The following is an 18849-nucleotide window of genomic DNA, read 5'->3' on the forward strand; positions in this document are numbered from 1 at the left end:
TGGCTAAAGCTTTATTTTGCTTTTGTGGCCTGATTCACTTATCTTATTTGAGGTCATACCAGTTTGGGGTTCGTCAATGAAACAGCACGCAATTGCAAAAATGGGGCAGCTTTTTGTTAAACAGATGCCATTTAATGTTTTTTTAAAACTGGAAGTTGAGCATCTAGATGCTGAGCGGGCGGTGATTCGTTTTCCTTTTCAAGAGGTATTGATTGGTAATCCGATGCAGAAAATTTTACATGGCGGCGTGATTTCAGCGGTATTAGATAATGTAGGTGGTATGCTTGCAGCCGCCTCGATTATTGATAAAACACCAGATGAGCAGTTATTGGGTTTAAATGAACGCTTAGCGAAATTAGGCACCATTGATTTACGCACTGATTTTTTACGCCCAGGGTGGGGAGAGCAATTTACAGCCAGTGCGACGCTGATTCGCTCCGGCAATAAAGTCTGTGTTTGCCGCATGGAAATGCACAACGAGCAAGGAGTGCAAATTGCGTTTGGTACCGCAACGTATTTAGTGAGTTAAGTTATACAACCTTCAAAATTTAAGTTAAATTTAATTTTTATCTCATATCGCAGTAAATTCACCTTAACTGAGCTAAGATACCGCACCTTTTTATTGTTGTGATTTAACATGCCTGTTCAAACCGAGCAAAAGCAGGGGATGCTTTTTGCGCTTGCTGCATTTTTGATGTGGGGCCTTGCGCCCATTTATTTTAAGTCTCTAGATACAGTTGCTGCGATGGAAATTCTTGTTCACCGTGTCGTTTGGTCTTTTTTATTTTTAGTGTTGATTGTGGTTGCCATTAAGCAATGGCATAAAGTCAAACACGTTTTAAAACAGCCCAAGTTATTGTTAATGCTGGTGGTCAGTGCCAGTTTACTCGGATTTAACTGGGGGCTTTTTATTTGGGCGGTGAATAATAACCACATGCTTGATGCCAGTTTGGGCTATTACATTAATCCGCTACTTAATGTTTTATTGGGCTTTTTATTTTTAGGAGAGCGCTTGCGTCGCTGGCAAGGTGTGGCTGTTGCCCTTGCAATGACCGGTGTAATTATTCAAATGATTAGTTTTGGTTCGTTTCCGGTGATTGCCTTTGCGTTGGCCAGCACCTTTGCTGTGTATGGCTTAATTCGTAAAAAACTAGCGGTTGACTCGTTACCAGGCTTGTTACTTGAGTCACTGATTTTATTACCGGCAGCGCTGATTTATTGGTTTGCTTTTATGCAATCAAGCACCACGGATTTAACCCTCAATGCATGGCAGATTAATACTTTATTGATCAGCGCCGGTATCGTCACCACCTTACCATTATTATGTTTTACCGCAGCAGCGAAGCGTTTGCAGTACACCACGTTAGGCTTTTTCCAGTATTTAGGACCGAGCTTGATGTTTTTACTGGCGGTGATTTTTTACGGTGAGCAATTTGGTATGGATAGAGTGATCACCTTCGCATGTATCTGGGGGGCTTTAGCGTTGTTTAGCTGGGATTCTTATCGTTTTAGCCAAAAGGCTAAGAAACAGAAAAATATAATAGCGCAGTAAAAGCAGCTTAAAAGTGAACGCTTTAAAAAGGCATTAAAGAATTGTTGTGGATTCTTTTGTGCTTTTTTATGGGATTATTTCAAACAGTGATCACTCGATTACGACCTTCATTTTTAGCTTGATACAAGTATTGATCGGCAATTTTTAAAATGGCATCTACATCAGAGTTGGTTGAGCTGGCTAAACCTATTGATAAGGTAAATGGTATTTTCATTTTACTAAAGTTAGGGCTGTTTAATTCGACAGAGGTGCGAAAGGCTTCAAGCTGTTGTAATGCTTCAGTTGCTGTACCTTTTTTAAAATAAACGGCAAACTCTTCACCACCTAAGCGGGCGATGAGTTGTTCTGAGAAATGGATTCTAAAATGATCAGCAAGTCCTTTAAGGACTTCATCTCCAGCATCGTGACCGTAATTGTCATTAATTGCTTTAAAGTGGTCAATATCAATCATTGCTAGCAGAGCAGGCTTTTTGGCTTGAGTTTGTTTTTCAATGCCTTGCTGAGCTTGTTCAAAAAAATAACGCCTGTTTGGCAAGTTAGTTAAATAATCACTGTTTGCTTGAAGGCGAATAGTCGCAATCGCGTCAAGCATTTCAATATTTTGGCTTAACCGACAATAAAACTCCTCAGGATAAAAAGGTTTGCTCATGTAATCATTGGCGCCATTTTTTAAAAATTTTGCTGATATTTGGTTGTCTTTTGAACTAGAAATCCCTATAACTGCCAGCTCTTCGTTACTGTAGTTTTGTCTGATTTGTGCGGTTAATGTAATGCCGTCCATGTTGGGCATTTCGTTATCACTAATTACCACTTTGATATCTGTGTGCAGCTTGAGTTGATCCAGCGCTTCTAAGCCATCACAGGCTAACGCAATTTTGTATTTGTGTCGTTTTAATAGGTTGCTTAAGTGATTACGTGTAGTTGCAGAGTCATCAACAACTAAAATACGGACTTGTTGGTTTTTGGGTAAACGACGCAGCTGAATTTCTAAATATTGATAGGCTTGTCGTATCTCTTTTGTGATGTAATCAACAATAGGGTAGCGTAAAACAGTGTCTCTGGTTTGGCTATCGAGTTTGCCTGTCATAACAATGGTGGCAATTTCAGCACCAATAGTGAAGGGGATTGCTTCGCCATTATTAGCGTCGGGTAATACGTAGTCTACAACGGCGCAAAAATAGTCATTTTCTTCAATTAACGCAATTGCTTCACTGAGTGAATAAGCTAAATCAACGTCAAAACCGAGTTTTTGACCGATATGTTTTTGCACCTTCGCAATTGAATTATTATCTTCAATAATTAGCAGTTTATGTACCAAAATTGCTCCTACGTGATAAAACTACATATTGTAGTAATTTTTATCCAGATAATTAGTTGAGTTTAGCTGAGCTTTTTTAGGATGCTGAATTTTAATGGCATTTTTTGATGATGAAGATGTTGAACGTATCTTTTGGTTAAAAAATAGAGTGTTGCTAAAATTAGCTCTGGTTTTGAAAGTATCTTCAGACTTACAGGTCTGTATATTTAATATGGGCAAAGTGTGAGTGAAAAAAGACAATGTGCGTATTGGTTTTAATCTGAAGATTGTATTCGAGTGATCGTATTTTGCGCCCCAGAAACACTTATTATTAAAATAAATAAGCCTAGTGAGAAAGTTGTTTATTCATAATGACAACAATTCTCACCGTGCTGTAGCTGGGCTAATTGGGTAAATAAATCAGTGTGTAGTTACAAAGTTATCAGGCTTTATCAGTTTACTGAAGCCTAAAACTCTTCAATTTGACGGCCATAGCTTATTTCGCTACCTGTGTTCTTTGATTTACCAAAGACAGTGTGGAAACGTGCTGCGCTTGTTGTCAGTTTTAGGTATTTTAACCATGCTTTTTCAAATGAATTACTCGGCTCTTGCTCACCCTGAGATGTTTTTACAAATTGAGTTTGTAATTCATTGCTTGGTTGAGCTGTTTTTTTATGTAGAGCTTGTAAGATGTTGCCATAGTTTTCTAGGATTTCAGCTTCTAATAACGTAAAGTTACCGCTGCGGCTAAAGCCTCTTGGAAAGTTAGCGTCATCATAAAAAAGTTTATCAGATGCAAACGCGTGTTTGAGCGCTGTAATATCTTGATTAGACATACAGGTTCCTTTAGGACAAGATAATTCGCTGGGAGCTTATACTAAGAATGAAGGACTATTAAACAAAAAAACTTTATCGTGAGGATAAGTGCTTGGATATAGATTTATTAAAAACATTTGTGGAAGTTGCTAATACACGACATTTTGGTCGTGCGGCCGAAAACCTGTATTTAACACAATCTGCAGTAAGTTTCCGTATTCGTCAGTTAGAGCAAACATTAGGTGTAAATCTATTTTTAAGGCAGCGTAATAACATACAGCTCACAACAGCGGGTGATAGATTACTCCCTCACGCTAAAATGATTATTACTAGCGTTCAAAAAGCACGTTTAGAAGTAGCGATGGCTGAAGGTACTAATAAACAAATGTCACTTGCAGGTACGCCCAATATTTGGGATGCCTTTTTGCAATTTGGGATTGCTAATATTATCTCATCAATGCCCGGTGTTGCGGTGGTGGCTGAAGTTAAGGCGCAACAAGAAAGCACGCGTTTATTATTAGAGCGCACTCTGGATATGGCGGTTTTATTTGATCCACCAAAAGTTGATGAACTCAAAGTTGAGCGCATTTTTGAATTACCGATTTTACCCGTCACCAGCTTTGATGATTGCACTCAGTTAAGCTTTTTTGAAAATAAATACATTTATGTTGACTGGGGCACCTCGTTTGCTCTTTGGCATGCCGATTTAGCGGCAAGTAAAACACTCCCTTATGTGCGCACCAGTACGGGACGTATTGCACTTGATTTATTGCTGCAGTGTGGTGGAAGCGCATTTATCCCTGAAACCTTAGCCAGTAAATATTTAAGTGATGGTGTACTTAAGCATGTTGAAGAGATGCCAAAAACGTCACGAGAGGTGTTTATTGCTTATCACAAAGATAATGATCAAAAAGAGGTTATAGAAAAGGTAATTAGTATTTTGACCGACGTGAGTATGGCTCAGGATTTGGTTGAAGAATAAAAAAGCGGCAAAGCCGCTTTTTTATTTTAGATTTTTTAAGTTTTTACCATGTTACTTGTAAGCGAGCAGCGATAGAGGTTGCATCGTACTTAGCATGCTCATCACCATCACTTGATACCACGTTGAACATAGTGCGCATATTGTCATTGATGTAGTAGTTTGCACCTAGTGTGATAGCATCGACTTGGCCACCATACACACCAGCATCTTTGTCATTTAAATCAACACTTGAAAAACGGGCGGCGACTTCCCATAACCCATTTTTGCTTGGCTTGACGCGTTTGAACTTACCTTGTTTTGTATCGTATGGACGCACTGCACCATCAAATAAGTAAGAAGCTGATAAATAATAGCCATCAAAGCTGCTATCTTCCCCCGTAGTTGCATCCACATCAGCCATCATATATTCACCTAATACAGTAATTGAACCAAATTTCATCGCTGTTTCTAAGGCATACATGTTGTAGCTATCAGCGGCTCTGTTGCCTGAATCTACAATACGGGTATCAGCTTGATGTGATTCTGGGCGAGCACGAAAGCGGACTGATGAACCCTCTGATAACTGGCGAGTAGACAGTGATGCACCAAATGAAACAAGTTGGTCTTTGCTTATAACAGGAGCAAAGTTAAAGCGGCCGTTAACGCCAAGCTCTTCATCACCAGCACGATCAGCATTAATATCTTGGCCATAAACACCATAATTTGCAGACCAGTTGTCACCCCATTGTCGCGCTGCAATACCCATAGCACGATTTAAACCAAAGGCTTCTACTACGGCCGAACGTTCGATGAAAGTGACATCGTTTGAACTTGTTTGCGGCTCCATTCCAAATGCTTCAATTTGGCTACCGATTAAAACTTCAGTATTTTTAAAGCCATTATAAGTGATATAAGCATCTTTAATTGCTTCGCTTGAGATGAAGTCATATTGTAATTTGTAACCCCATTGTTCCATTTTACCGCTGGCAGTAAAACGAGCACGACGCACTTCAGTACCGTTATTTAAATCAATGTCATCACTGTTAAAGGCTGCAGCGTCTAATTGAATACGACCATTAAATTTGAAGCTATATTGACCATCATCTGACTTAACTTCAAAACCACCTTTAGTTGATACATCCGCTGCATATAAGCTTGATGTGGCTAAGATAGCAGCGGTAAGAGTAGAAAGTTTTATTAACTTATTCATTTTTCGTTCCTAACTAACAGTCGTAGAGTGTGTCACTCTTAATGGGTAGGCAGATGCCTGTATTTGATAATGAATATAGTAATGGTCAAATATTACTTAAATATTACAACCGACATTAAAAGTGAATATTAATTAAATATTTTTGTCATAAATGCACTATATTATTGATTTAATTTAGTTATATTTCTTAATGTGATTCTCTTTTTTGTCATTATTTTGTATTTTATTGTTCATATTGAATTTAAGACCATTTCGCTTTGTTATGCCTGAGCATAATGTTCCCGTTTAGCTAACCATCGTTCAATCAGTTTTTCGCTTAAATCAGGGTGGTGGTTTAATAGAAAAATAGCCATTGGTCGCACATCTCGAACCAATGCCTGATCGCGCACTAAATCGGCAATTTTAAATTCTGTTAAGCCTGTTTGTTTGCTCCCGAGCACTTCGCCCGGGCCGCGTATTTCGAGATCTTTTTGCGCAATAACAAATCCATCGTTACTTTCTCTTAGCACGGCTAAACGTTTTTTAGCTGTGTGTGATAGTGGGGCGTGATAGAGCAGCAAACAATGAGATGCAATCGCACCACGTCCCACGCGGCCGCGCAATTGATGAAGCTGTGCTAGGCCGAGTCGTTCTGGATTTTCAATAATAATTAAACTTGCATTGGGTACATCAACCCCAACCTCTATCACTGTGGTTGCAACTAGCACGTCGATTTCACCTTGTTTGAATTGCTCCATAATGGCTTGTTTTTCTGCAGGCTTCATTCGACCATGGACTAAGCCAATTTTAAGTTCGGGTAATAATACGGTTAACTCTTTTGCGTTATCTTCGGCGGCTTGGCACTGTAGCACTTCTGATTCATCAATCAGAGTGCAGACCCAATAGACTTGACGCTGCTGCTGCGTGCACGCATTACGAACTCGTTCAATAATTTCATCACGGCGCGTATCAGGTAGGGCAACTGTGGTAATAGGAGTGCGCCCTGGTGGTAGTTCATCAATAATTGAGGTTTCTAAATCGGCATAAGCGGTCATAGCTAATGTACGAGGAATGGGGGTGGCGGTCATGACTAATTGGTGCGGATAACAATCTCCAAATTTGCCTTTTTCTCGTAACTCTAAACGCTGATGAACACCAAAACGATGTTGTTCATCAATGATAATTAGCGCGAGGTTAAAAAATTGCACCTGCGTTTGAAATAACGCATGAGTGCCAATGATCATTTGTGCCTGTCCATTGGCAAGATTCGTAAGCGTTGCTTCGCGCTCTTTGCCTTTTGTTTTGCCAGCGAGCCATGCGACTTCAATGCCCAGTGAACTAAACCAGTTTTTAAAACTAAGATAATGTTGCTCGGCTAAAATTTCAGTTGGCGCCATTAAAGCCACTTGGTAACCTTGGCCAATAGCGGTTAAGGCGCTCAAGGCGGCAACTAAGGTTTTACCTGAACCAACATCTCCTTGAACAAGGCGCATCATCGGGTGGGCTAAGGTTAAATCTTGCTTTATTTCAGCCACTACACGTTGTTGGGCATTGGTTGGTTTAAAGGGGAGTTGCGCTAAAAATTGCAGCTCTAATGTTTGGTTGCTTTGCAGCTGAACAGCTAAATGAGCTTGTGCTTTTTGCCTGAGTTTTAACAAGCTGAGGTTTTGAGCGAGTAATTCTTCAAGAGCTAAGCGTTGCTGGGCTGGGTGTAAACCTAGCGCTAATTGTTCGGTGCATACATCAGGTGTAGGCTGGTGCAAAAACAGTAGGGCTTGTTTTAAACTTAACTGCGCTGGTTGCAATTGCGCAGGTAATAACTCTTCAATATCATATTTTTTTAGCAGTTCAACGGCTTGGTCGCACAGATTGCGCAAAGAAAGTTGTTTTAAGCCATCAGTCGTTGGGTAAACTGGCGTGAGCGTTTCATCGGTAATAATTGTTTGATGCTGTTCGATTAACGAGTATTCTGGATGCGCCATTTCAAAGCCGACTTGGCCGCGGCGGACTTCGCCAAAACAGCGGATCACTTTTCCGGCAACTAAATTATTTTTTTGTGCAGCAGTAAAGCTAAAAAAACGTAAAGTGAGCCGAGCAGTGCCATCATTAATTTGGCAAATCATCATTTTACGTTTGCCAAAAGTCACTTGGCAGTGCTCGATTTCGCCAATTACGGTTACGTGGCTATGGGCTTGAAGTTCGCAAATAGGATAAACCCGCGTGCGGTCTTCATAACGCAGCGGTAAGTGAAAGAGTAAATCTTGCACAGTGCGAATATTCAGTTTGGCTAAACGAACCGAAAGTTTGGGACCAACACCTTTGAGTTGGTCAACACCATAGAGTGCTAAATTTGGCAGCGACACCATAGAAAGATCCCTTGTCGCGGATATTATGTTATCAATATCAGTTTGTTAGTTAAACAGCAAGTTTAGTTGCAAAAACGTAGGCTATCCCAAAATGCGTCATCAGCAATGATTTCACCTTGATCATCAAGCGGCGGATAGCTAATACCTTTAGCTTTGCATTGCTTTGCTATTTTATCGTGGCAGCCTTCAAACAATAAACGGTGCTTTATTTCATCTGCTAAGTGACCTTGCTGATAAAGCCCTGCATCTTGGCGTTGTTTTTGTGCTTCATACAAAATAATGGCAGCTGCAACAGAGACATTCAGTGATTGCACCATGCCGACCATAGGAATAATGATGTGTTGATCGGCAAGGGCTAATGCTTGTTCGGAAATACCGAATTTTTCTTGGCCTAAAATAATCGCAGTGGGACGAGTATAGTCTATAGCTCTAAAATCAATGGCTTGAGCAGAAAAATGAGTGGCTAATACCTGTACATTCGGTGTGCGACTGCGAATGCTGGTTATGGCATCTTCAACATTGTAATGGATATGATTTTCAACCCAGTTTTTGCTGCCACCAGAGGTGCTACTGGTAATGCGTTTTTCACCTTGGGGCCAAACTGAATGAATATGATGAATACCAACGGCATCGGCGCTGCGAACAATGGCGGATAAATTATGGTGCTTATGTACTTCATCTAAACAAAGAGTTAAATCAACTTGGCGCTTGTCCAATACAGCTTTAATTTTTTGGTAACGACTATTTGGCATCAGGAATATCTGTTTTTTCAACTTACCGCATTATAACGGAAAAAAAACAGATAAACCCAGCTGCAATGATTAAGGCAGTACGTCACGGCTAATGGGGTTTTGAAGCGAAATCAAGGTTTCGGTTGATTGAATGGCATCAATTGCTTGAATTTTGCTGATTAGTACTGTTTGTAAGTGATCAATTGAACGGGTCATCACTTTAATAAAAATACTGTAATTACCCGTGGTGTAATAAGCCTCAACCACTTCTTCCAGGGCATCTAATTTGGTGATGGTATCGGGATAGTCTTTGGCATTTTTTAAATTTATGCCAATAAAACAACAGACATCGTAACCTAATTTTTTAGCACTAATGGCGACTTTAGTACCTTTAATAATGCCAGCTTGTTTCATTTTCTCTACACGCACATGAATCGTCCCTGCACTAACGGCTAAATTTTTAGCCAATTCGGCATAAGGAATGCGTGCGTTGTCCATTAATGCGTGCAAGATGCTGCGATCGAGATTATCGATTTGATAATTTTGCATTGTCTAAAAAGCCTTTTTTTATAGATCTAACAATATAACCCTTACTTTATTGATGATAATAATTAAGTAAAGCTGTTTTTGTTGCTGCTTATTGAATAAAAGCGTTAATTGGTTGAGGATAAAGTCATTCAAGGGCGGTTTTACGGTTAAATCGTCAATTTATTACGCTAGATTTGGGAATGAGGATTTTCACATGGCATCACAGTATATTCAGACGCAGCAGCAGATCAGTAAAGTTAAAGCGTTATTTTCAGAGCAGTTAGAAAGCCAATTAGGACTTGTTGAAGTACAAGCTCCTTTGTTAGCGCAAGTTGGCGATGGTATTCAAGATAACTTAAGTGGCCACGAACAAGCGGTAGCAGTAACAATAAAAGCGATGCCTGATGTGCAATACGAAGTGGTGCATTCACTGGCAAAATGGAAACGTAAAACGTTAGCCGACCACGGTTTTTCTGTGGGTGAAGGGCTTTACACCAACATGAAAGCACTGCGTCCTGATGAAGATAAACTAAGTCCAATCCATTCTGTGTATGTTGATCAGTGGGATTGGGAAAAAGTAATTTGTATTGAAACTGAGCGTAGTCTGAGCTTTTTAAAAACCACAGTTGAAACGATTTATAAATCAATAAAAGCAACCGAATTGCAGTTGGCAACATTATATGGTTTAACGCCTTTTTTACCCCAGCACATTCAATTTATTCATGCAGAGCAACTGGCGCGAGATTATCCGACTCTAACGGGTAAACAAAGAGAGCAAAAAGTCGCGAAAGAATTTGGTGCGGTATTTTTAATTGGAATTGGCGGCAAACTCAGTGATGGGGCGATTCATGATGTACGTGCGCCAGATTACGATGATTGGTCAACGAGCACTTGTGAAGAATTTTCTGGTTTAAACGGTGACATCTTGGTGTGGAACCCAATTTTAAATGATGCATTTGAAATATCATCAATGGGTATTCGAGTGGATGCAAAAGCGCTGCAACATCAACTTGCAACCACAGGTGATGAAGACCGCTTAGCGTTTGCTTGGCATCAGCAATTACTTACAGGTAAATTACCGCAAACGATAGGTGGTGGCATTGGCCAATCACGATTGGTGATGTTGTTATTGCAAAAACAGCACATAGGCGAAGTGCAAGTGGGTGTATGGCCCAAAGAGGTGTTAGCACAATACGGTACAATATTGTAGCGGTTTCAAGTGGGTTTTAGCTTAGCTCACTAGAGCTGATTTCAATTTTAACACTATTATCTTTTAGGTGTACAATGCAAGCCGGATACGTTCGGCTTGTTTTTAATTTTTTAGTGAAAAGATGAAACTCGACCCCAGGGTGCAGCGTTTGGCTGATTTTTATATCAGAATGTTCGAGTAGAAAGTGCAGCGCATTATCAAATTTAGCTAGTAATGCATGTAGCTTTTCAGATTGTTCAATCCAATGGGTCGTGGCATGTGCAACTTTTGCTTTGAGCTCTTGCTTTGTTTTTGTATTTGGAAGTACGCTAATAGCGTGCTCCTTCTTTAGTAATTCAGCTAAATGTTGCTCCGCACTATGGAGTTGTTCAAGTAATAAATTATGCTTTTTAATAAGTTGATGACCAGCTTGCATGATAGATATTTCTGTTTTTGCACCTGACTGCGTCCCTATCTCAGTTGCAATAATGTGTTTTGCGTCAAGTACTTTGCCCCCAATCAATTTTCCAAGTCCTTTAGCCTTTTTTCCCTCTGCAATTCGAATGGTATTTTTAGCTAATAAATTACAATGGCTTGCTTGGCGATCGATGATAATGTTGTTGGCGCTAAGGCTGGCATATTGTGCATGGCCAATGTGTAAGTCGCCATCACAACGGACTACCGTACTGAGCTGGTGGGTATCATGATCAAGATGACCAATCACACCTTGTTTCACTGTAATATTGCCGCCGGCAATAATTTCAGCGCCATCAACAGTTCCAAGAATGTTAATGTCACCTTTGGCTTTTACTTTCATACTTGGGTCGACATTTTGGGTGATGAGTACACTACCATCAAAATCAATATGGCCGGTTCCAACGCAGACATCTTTGATGGTAAAAATATCATCAACACGAAGGCCATTTTCAATGTCGATAGGCACTCCCGCTTGGGTTGAGACTAAAATTAATGGGTTATCACTAGGAATTTGAGTGCCTTCGCCGGCAACGAGTTTTATGCCTGAACCGGGTTTGGTTGTAAGGGTTTCTCCAATGACGTTATAACCTTCTTTACCTAATGTTTCTGTTTGTACTTTAATGAGTACAGTCCCTGCTGTGACGCTAGCTAATTTCCCAAAATCGCGCAGATCCATCCGACCATCAGTTAATACTTGAGGTTGTTTTAAGCGTTCAGATAACGTTGTGACTTGTTTAATTAGTTGCGCATTAAGGCCGGGCTCTGCTGGTTTGCCTTGTGCGATCATAGCCTCAATTTTTTTACCCGGTTTTAATTCAAGCTGTTTTGCAAGTAATGCTTCAAGCCAGGCTTGTTTAAAGCCTCGCGATACGCCTGATTTTACTAAAATTGCCTTGGCGCTATCGAGAGACATTAAACGTCCGCCCTGCGGGGTTTGCAATAATGCAATAGCGCTCATTTTGTCAGCCGCGATATTGATGCTCAGTGTGGCATCTTGGCGCGATGCTACCATCAGTAAGTTTGGGCGAAGATCTTGAGTAAAAAATAATTCGATGGCAGAGTGGTTTATTTTAAATTCAGCATAAGGAGAGGCGTCGAGCGCTCGTAGTAAAAACGCAGGATCAGCTGGAATATTTGCGGGATCACTCAAGTCGAGAAAAACTTGACCTTGCTCATCAATCTTAAACATCAGTTGCTTAGTAACGTTAGATATATTTTAACTGTATGATATTTATAATTGAATGACTAGTTAGGGCGAAAAAAAAGCGCTTAAAAAGCGCTTTTATGTGGTTTTAAAAATTAATTTGTTGATGGTAATTCCATCACACCATCAATCTCAATTTGAACGGCTCGTGGTAATGCGCTCACTTGTACCGCAGCACGTGCAGGGTAAGGTGTTGTAAAATACTGACTCATTACTTCATTCACAGTGGCAAAATTTGATAAATCAGTTAAAAAGATGTTCACTTTTACCATATCTTGAATGCTTCCACCGGCAGCTTCACAAACCGCGACTAAATTTTTAAATACTTGGTGGGTTTGCTCTTTAAAATCTTCTGAAATCACCGTCATTGTTTCTGGCACTAACGGGATTTGGCCTGATAGGTAAACAGCCGTGCCGACTTTAACTGCTTGGCTGTAAGTGCCGATTGCAGCAGGTGCTTGATCGGTATTAATAATTGCTTTGGTCATTGTGTGATCCTTACTTGCTTTATTTGTTATCGTTTACGGTAGACTTTTTGCACGTCAGGCATCACACGAATCTTACGCATAATATTAGCCACGTGAACGCGATTTTTAACCGTAATTGCTAAGTTGATAATGTATAAATTACTTTCTTTTTCATCGGTAGAGATTTCAACGATATTCGCAGATGTTGTTGCAATAACATTGGTTAATCGAGCGAGTGTTCCTTGATGGTTTATGATTACGACGCGAAGTGCTGCGATGTATTCTTTTTCTGGGCCATCTTCCCAGCGTACAATAAAGAATTTAGCTTTATCATTTTCCCAACCACGAATGTTTTTACACTCATGACGATGGACTGTAAGCCCTTTACCGTTACTTACTTGTGCAACAATATCATCACCTGGAACAGGGCGACAGCATTTCGAATAACTGACGAGCATGCCTTCAGTACCGATGATTGCAGCTTTTGCTTTTTTAGAAAACTCATTTAAATCAGCACTATCAGAGTGCAATAAGCGTTTGGCAATTAGAATACTCATCAAACTGCCCGTACCAATGGCGACAAGTAGCTCCATCAATGTTTTCAGGTGGTTTTCATCAAGCACGCGCCTAATGTTTTCATCAGGTAACGTGTCTAAGCTATGCTCACCCAAAGCTGATTCAAGTAAGCGGCGTCCTAGGCTCAGCGCTTCTTCATGACGTTGCGTTTTTAAGTAGTTTCGGATGCCTAAACGGGCTTTACCTGTCACAACAAAGTTCAACCAAGTTGCATTAGGGTGCGCGCCAGGGCTGGTGATAACTTCAATTGTTTGCCCGGTATCAAGTGCGCGGCTTAGTGGGTGAGGCTTTCTATTTACGCGAACGCCGACGCAAGTATTGCCAACGTCAGTGTGTACTGCGTACGCAAAATCAACAGCGGTAGCACCCATTGGGAGCTCGATAATTCGGCCATCAGGTGTGAAAACATAAATTTCTTCAGGGAAGAGTTCAGTTTTAACGTTTTCAACAAACTCAAAAGATGAGCCTGCACTTTGTTGTAACTCAAGTAAGCTTTGCATCCATTGGCGAGCACGTTGCTGAGCTGTATTGCCTGAGCTTTCACCTGATTTTTTATACATCCAATGCGCTGCTACACCTTTATCTGCCATGTGGTCCATTTCATGGGTGCGAATTTGTATTTCAACTGGTATACCATGAGGTCCAACTAATGAAGTATGAAGTGATTGATATCCGTTAGTTTTTGGTACTGCGATGTAATCTTTAAAGCGAGTTTCAATGGGTTTGTATAGATTGTGCATAACGCCTAATGACCGATAACAAGTATCCATATTATCGACACCAATACGAAATGCGTAAATATCCATTACCTCATTGAACATTAACTCTTTATTAAGCATTTTTTTATAAATGCTATAGAGGTGTTTCTCACGGCCACTGACTTCGGCTTTGATGCCTGATTCAGCTAAACGCGCAATAATTTCGCCTCGAATATTGTGAATGATCTCTTTACGGTTGCCTCTTGCTTTTGCGACTTCATTTTTGAGGGCGCGATGTCGCATTGGGTAAAGTGCCTGAAACCCTAAATCTTCTAATTCATTTTTAATATCATGAATACCGAGTCGATTGGCGATTGGTGCAAATATTTCAAGTGTTTCACGGGCGATACGGCGGCGCTTTTCAGGGCGTAATGACCCTAAAGTGCGCATGTTATGAGTACGATCGGCGAGTTTGATTAAAATAACGCGAATATCTTGCGTCATGGCCATAATCATTTTTCGATAGTTTTCGGCTTGGAATTCTTTTTTATCTTTGAAACTTAATTTATCAAGTTTACTGACGCCTTCAACAAGTTCAGCAACCGTGACGCCAAATATTTCAGCTAAATCAGCCTCATTAAAGTCTGTATCTTCAATGACATCATGCATAAGAGCAGCCATGAGTGTTTCATGATCTAATCTCATCGTGGCAAGAATTTGGGTTACTTCAACAGGGTGAGTAATATAAGGGTCACCACTTGAGCGAGTTTGACCTTCGTGGGCTTCACGAGCAACCACATAGGCTTTTTGCACCAGCTCAACTTGTTCTGGTGATAAATATTCAGAGATTTTCTTTTTTAAACCTTCAAAAAGATACATTCACACTCCAATGCTCTAAAGAGGTGGGGAAGATACTAGTTTTAGGTAACAATATACGATGAAACAGGAGGAATGCCAACGACCTTTAACGTTTAAAGGGCGTTAGCATTTTCTATACAATAGAATGGATTAGCGGTGGCCGCCAACAATTGCAGCTACTGCCGCAAGTTCAGCAGCTTCTTGACTATGCTGCTCTTCAAGCTCAATGTGATCCATTGATTCATTATCAACATAACCCGCTTCAATTTCGCGAAGTGCGATAACTGTTGGCTTGTCTGAACCACGCTCAACCATAGGGGTTTTTCCACCAACCGCAATCTGGCGGGCACGGCGTGCCGCAACCAAGATTAAATCAAAGCGGTTGCCAATTTTTTCTACTGCATCTTCAACAGTTACGCGAGCCATTATGCACTCCCAAATTATAATTAAGCAAAAGCGTAGTTTACTTTAAGCACAACCAATAGCCAAGCGCTAATCTGATATTTACCGACAGGTAATCCAGTTAGGCGCTTTATTGGTATTGATTAATCTTGCAGTAAATTCGCGAGTAAAGTCTGATGAACCAATGTTTGATTAGTTTGTTTTAAGCGTTGGCTTAATACTATTGTTTCTAATTGAATGAGTGCTGTCTCAAAGTCATCATTAATGATCATAAAATCATATTCATTGTAATGAGACATTTCAGCTTGTGCTTTGGCCATGCGAGAAGCGATGACTTCAGCTGAATCTTGTCCTCTATTATTTAAACGACTTTCTAATTCAGATTTTGATGGTGGTAAAATAAAAATTGTTTGTACATCAGGTGCGAGTTCACGAACTTGGCGAGCACCTTGCCAATCGATATCTAAAAACACATCAATGCCTGCCGCCAATTGGAGCTCTATGGCTTGTTTTGATGTGCCGTAATAGTTTTCAAATACTTGCGCCCATTCAAAAAAGTCATTTTTATCAATTAAGCGTTTAAACTCATCTACCGCGACAAAATGATAATGCACCGCATTTTCTTCACCAGGACGAGGTTTACGAGTTGTGTGAGATACAGATACTTTCATATCAGCATGGCGCTTTAAAAGTGCGGTGATAAGACTTGATTTACCCGCACCGGAAGGAGCAGATAAGATAAATAAATTTCCGCGTTGTGATGACATAGCTTTACTCTGTTACAAAATTAGTGGCGAACTCGATTGCTCAGTATGTACTCAAGCTCGTTAATGGTCGAATATTTTAGTTATTCTTACGCTAAATGGCTATGGCAAATTGAGATACTAAAGGCGTTTTGATTTCACATTCGATGCAAAGCACGTTAATTCAAACAATCAGATGGTGTGATTTTCTATTTTTGCCTTTTTATAGTACAGGTTCAAGTTTGCCAACTTTAACTTTGATATTATGTAGTTTTCCATCGCGATAGACTTCAAACATAATAATACTCTCAGGAAGTGTATCGGCAATTTGCTCCAGCGTTAGCTGTAAATTGACTATTTTTTTACTATCAATTTTGACCACAATATCACCTTCTTTTAAACCAGCTTGCCAAGCTGGACCGAGAGGGTCAATTGAGTTGAGTTGCATGCCAAAAATTGGAGTGAGCGGATTCGAAAGTAACTTACCTGTGTTATCAACGGGGTCGGCGTTAAAGCCAAGGTATCCGCGTACCACTTGTCCGTGTTTAATGAGTTTGTTCATTACTTCTTTAGCTAAAAAATAAGGTACCGCGAAGAAAATTCCTTGGATATCAATGTTTCGCTGCGCTTTAAACTGTGCGGAGTTAATGCCAACTAAAATACCATTTGAATTAACTAATGCACCACCTGAATTACCCACATTAATAGCTGCATCCATTTGTAATAAATTACTGTGTGAACTTTTTTGCGGTAAGTTTTGTTTACCTGTCGCGCTGATAATGCCTTGCGTAATGGTTTGGCCTAAATTAAGTGGGTTGCCGATGGCAAGTACAACATCGCCAACTTGTGGCACGAAGTTATCATCGATAGGAATAACAGGAAGGTGTTGTGCTTCGATTTTTAATAACGCTAGGTCAGTCACGGTATCATACCCAATGAGTTGTACATCATTAAACTGGCGACCATCTGTTAACGTGATCATGACCTGATCGGCATTATTGATGACATGGTAATTGGTTAGAATATACCCTTTATCAGACATGATTACGCCTGACCCTAGCTCTTGAATGCTACTTTGACCGCGCATGTATCGAGGCTGGCTGGTAAAGGTTTCTGAATAAATCGTAACTACGGCTGGGGACGCTCGCTTAACCGCGTTGGCAAAGCTTAGATGGCTACTGGTTATGGCATTTGAGACAGTTGCATTTTGCCACTGAACTGGGCGCAATTTAGGCATAAATAATAAAATAATAAACGCCAATGCCAGACCAAAAAAGATGGGCACTAAAAGAAATTTTATTTTTGTTAGCACTTTAGTTGATTAATTGTAAATAGAATAGTTTGGTTATGATGGCATAGATAAAACAACAGCGGCAAGTGCCACTGTTGTTTTAAATGTATTTAATGCGGCTCGTTTATTGGATTAAGACAAATATTGAATTGTCACCGCGTTTAACACCTAACACAATATTGCCGTTTATATCATCGATAGCCCGCGCTAACTCATTGATAGTATTAACGCGCTTGCGATTGACTTGCATGATGATATCACCCTCTTCTAAGCCAACCCGCGCAGCTGGAGAGCGTTCTTGGATTTCTTTAACAGCAACGCCTTTATTATCTTTTGTGGCTTCAAGTAATGCGCCTTGTAGGCGAGGATGCATTTTATCTGCCGCTGCAGAGGCAACTGTATTACCACGAAGGGTTACTTTAACCGTTTTAATTTTGCCATCACGGTAAATACCTAGTTTGACCGTTTTACCTTCGCCAATAGTGGCTACTTTGCTGCGTAACTCAGGAAAACTATGAACGTCAGCGTTATCGATACTGACAATAACATCACCAGCTTTAATTCCAGCTTCTGCAGCAGCAGAGTCATCGACAACTTTAAATACGTAGGCACCTTGCTTTAAATCAATATCTTGCGCTTTGGCGATGCCTGCATCAAGCGTGCGGCCTTCGATGCCCAATGAGCCTCGGCGTACTTCACCGTGCTCAATAATTTGGTCAACTAAATTTTTCATCATGTTTGATGGAATTGAGAAGCCAATCCCAACATTACCGCCAGATGCTCCTAAAATAGCGGTATTAATGCCGATGAGCTCACCATTAAGATTAACTAACGCTCCACCTGAATTACCTTGGTTAATTGCAGCGTCGGTTTGAATAAAGTCTTCAAATCCTTCAATGTTTAAACCGCTACGTCCTAACGCACTGACAATACCTGATGTAACGGTGTGGCTTAGTCCAAATGGGTTACCAATTGCGACAGAAAAATCACCTACACGTAGTTTATCTGAATCAGCCAATTTTAATGCGGTAAGGTTGTCTGCTTTAATTTGCAGTAGTGCGATATCCGATTCTTGATCGGCTCCTTTAAGCTTGGCTTCATATTCTCGGCCATCTTCTAAAGTAATAATGATTTTTTCAGCGTCTTGAATAACGTGGTTATTAGTAACGACATACCCTTCATTGGCATCAATAATGACACCAGAACCTAAGCCACTAAACGGTTGTTTTTGGCTTTGCGGTTGACGCTGCTGGGGATTGCCAAAAAAGAAGTCAAAAGGATCAACACGACGACGCACTTCTTTTGCACCAGAAACTTGAATGCTCACTACACCAGGAGTGACTTTTTCGAGCATAGGTGCAAGTGTTGGAAGTTGCAGTCCATCGACAGCAACAGGTAATTTTGCATAAGAGATAGAAGGTGCAATCAACAGACTTGAAGAAAGCATAATTGCACTCAAAAGGGATAATTTTGTTTTCATAGTCAAAGGTGTACTCCAGATTAT

At 40.3% G+C, this 18849-nt stretch carries 17 protein-coding genes; 4 read left to right on the forward strand and 13 right to left on the reverse strand.

Annotated features, from left to right (window positions below; all coding sequences use genetic code 11):
* Positions 1-76 precede the first annotated feature (76 nt).
* The gene (locus AC3KZC_RS01980; protein ID WP_490579812.1) at positions 77-529 is read left to right on the forward strand and encodes a thioesterase family protein; all 453 of its coding nucleotides are present in this window, start codon (positions 77-79) and stop codon (positions 527-529) included.
* Positions 530-637: 108 nt separating this feature from the next.
* On the forward strand, positions 638-1552 hold the full coding sequence (rarD, locus tag AC3KZC_RS01985) for an EamA family transporter RarD (RefSeq protein ID WP_490579811.1): 915 nt from the start codon (positions 638-640) through the stop codon (positions 1550-1552).
* A 79-nt stretch (positions 1553-1631) separates the two neighbouring features.
* Here the strand turns inward: rarD and AC3KZC_RS01990 are convergent, their stop codons facing one another.
* Together AC3KZC_RS01990 and AC3KZC_RS01995 are read right to left on the reverse strand one after the other, a co-directional pair.
* On the reverse strand, positions 1632-2870 hold the full coding sequence (locus AC3KZC_RS01990) for a diguanylate cyclase (RefSeq protein ID WP_490579810.1): 1239 nt from the start codon (positions 2868-2870) through the stop codon (positions 1632-1634).
* Between the two features lie 446 nt (positions 2871-3316).
* The gene (locus AC3KZC_RS01995; RefSeq protein ID WP_490579809.1) at positions 3317-3685 is read right to left on the reverse strand and encodes a MaoP family protein; all 369 of its coding nucleotides are present in this window, start codon (positions 3683-3685) and stop codon (positions 3317-3319) included.
* Positions 3686-3777: 92 nt separating this feature from the next.
* On the opposite strand from AC3KZC_RS01995, the gene AC3KZC_RS02000 reads away from it, so the two are divergent.
* On the forward strand, positions 3778-4647 hold the full coding sequence (locus AC3KZC_RS02000; protein WP_490579808.1) for a LysR family transcriptional regulator: 870 nt from the start codon (positions 3778-3780) through the stop codon (positions 4645-4647).
* Between the two features lie 43 nt (positions 4648-4690).
* Here the strand turns inward: AC3KZC_RS02000 and AC3KZC_RS02005 are convergent, their stop codons facing one another.
* The 4 genes from AC3KZC_RS02005 to asnC all read right to left on the reverse strand — a co-directional run bounded on the left by AC3KZC_RS02005 (position 4691) and on the right by asnC (position 9461).
* On the reverse strand, positions 4691-5836 hold the full coding sequence (locus AC3KZC_RS02005) for an OprO/OprP family phosphate-selective porin (protein WP_490579807.1): 1146 nt from the start codon (positions 5834-5836) through the stop codon (positions 4691-4693).
* 260 nt (positions 5837-6096) lie between these two features.
* On the reverse strand, positions 6097-8178 hold the full coding sequence (gene recG / locus AC3KZC_RS02010; RefSeq protein WP_490579837.1) for an ATP-dependent DNA helicase RecG: 2082 nt from the start codon (positions 8176-8178) through the stop codon (positions 6097-6099).
* 65 nt (positions 8179-8243) lie between these two features.
* Complete coding sequence (gene trmH, locus AC3KZC_RS02015) at positions 8244-8933, reverse strand: tRNA (guanosine(18)-2'-O)-methyltransferase TrmH (RefSeq protein ID WP_490579806.1); 690 nt, start codon at positions 8931-8933, stop codon at positions 8244-8246.
* A 69-nt stretch (positions 8934-9002) separates the two neighbouring features.
* Complete coding sequence (asnC, locus tag AC3KZC_RS02020; protein WP_490579805.1) at positions 9003-9461, reverse strand: transcriptional regulator AsnC; 459 nt, start codon at positions 9459-9461, stop codon at positions 9003-9005.
* A 193-nt stretch (positions 9462-9654) separates the two neighbouring features.
* On the opposite strand from asnC, the gene asnA reads away from it, so the two are divergent.
* A complete protein-coding gene (gene asnA, locus AC3KZC_RS02025; protein ID WP_490579804.1) occupies positions 9655-10650 on the forward strand; it encodes an aspartate--ammonia ligase in 996 nt (331 codons plus the stop codon).
* A 16-nt stretch (positions 10651-10666) separates the two neighbouring features.
* On the opposite strand, the gene AC3KZC_RS02030 is transcribed toward asnA, so the two are convergent.
* From AC3KZC_RS02030 to AC3KZC_RS02060, 7 genes are all read right to left on the reverse strand, one after another.
* Entirely contained in the window at positions 10667-12295 is a 1629-nt protein-coding gene (locus AC3KZC_RS02030; protein ID WP_490579803.1) for a flagellar assembly protein A, read from the reverse strand.
* A gap of 110 nt (positions 12296-12405) precedes the next feature.
* Positions 12406-12798: a deaminase RidA gene (gene ridA / locus AC3KZC_RS02035; protein ID WP_490579802.1), complete on the reverse strand. Its 393-nt coding sequence runs from the start codon at positions 12796-12798 to the stop codon at positions 12406-12408.
* A 26-nt stretch (positions 12799-12824) separates the two neighbouring features.
* Complete coding sequence (gene spoT / locus AC3KZC_RS02040) at positions 12825-14930, reverse strand: bifunctional GTP diphosphokinase/guanosine-3',5'-bis pyrophosphate 3'-pyrophosphohydrolase (RefSeq protein WP_490579801.1); 2106 nt, start codon at positions 14928-14930, stop codon at positions 12825-12827.
* Between the two features lie 129 nt (positions 14931-15059).
* Positions 15060-15335 (reverse strand): DNA-directed RNA polymerase subunit omega, encoded by a 276-nt coding sequence (gene rpoZ, locus AC3KZC_RS02045; RefSeq protein WP_490579800.1) that lies wholly within the window; start codon positions 15333-15335, stop codon positions 15060-15062.
* A gap of 119 nt (positions 15336-15454) precedes the next feature.
* Positions 15455-16078 (reverse strand): guanylate kinase, encoded by a 624-nt coding sequence (gmk, locus tag AC3KZC_RS02050; RefSeq protein WP_490579799.1) that lies wholly within the window; start codon positions 16076-16078, stop codon positions 15455-15457.
* A gap of 199 nt (positions 16079-16277) precedes the next feature.
* On the reverse strand, positions 16278-17366 hold the full coding sequence (locus AC3KZC_RS02055; protein ID WP_490579798.1) for a trypsin-like peptidase domain-containing protein: 1089 nt from the start codon (positions 17364-17366) through the stop codon (positions 16278-16280).
* Positions 17367-17469: 103 nt separating this feature from the next.
* The gene (locus AC3KZC_RS02060; RefSeq protein ID WP_490579797.1) at positions 17470-18825 is read right to left on the reverse strand and encodes a Do family serine endopeptidase; all 1356 of its coding nucleotides are present in this window, start codon (positions 18823-18825) and stop codon (positions 17470-17472) included.
* Between the last annotated feature and the right edge of the window lie 24 nt (positions 18826-18849).

The organism is Pseudoalteromonas sp. J2K-J031, from assembly GCF_058197095.2.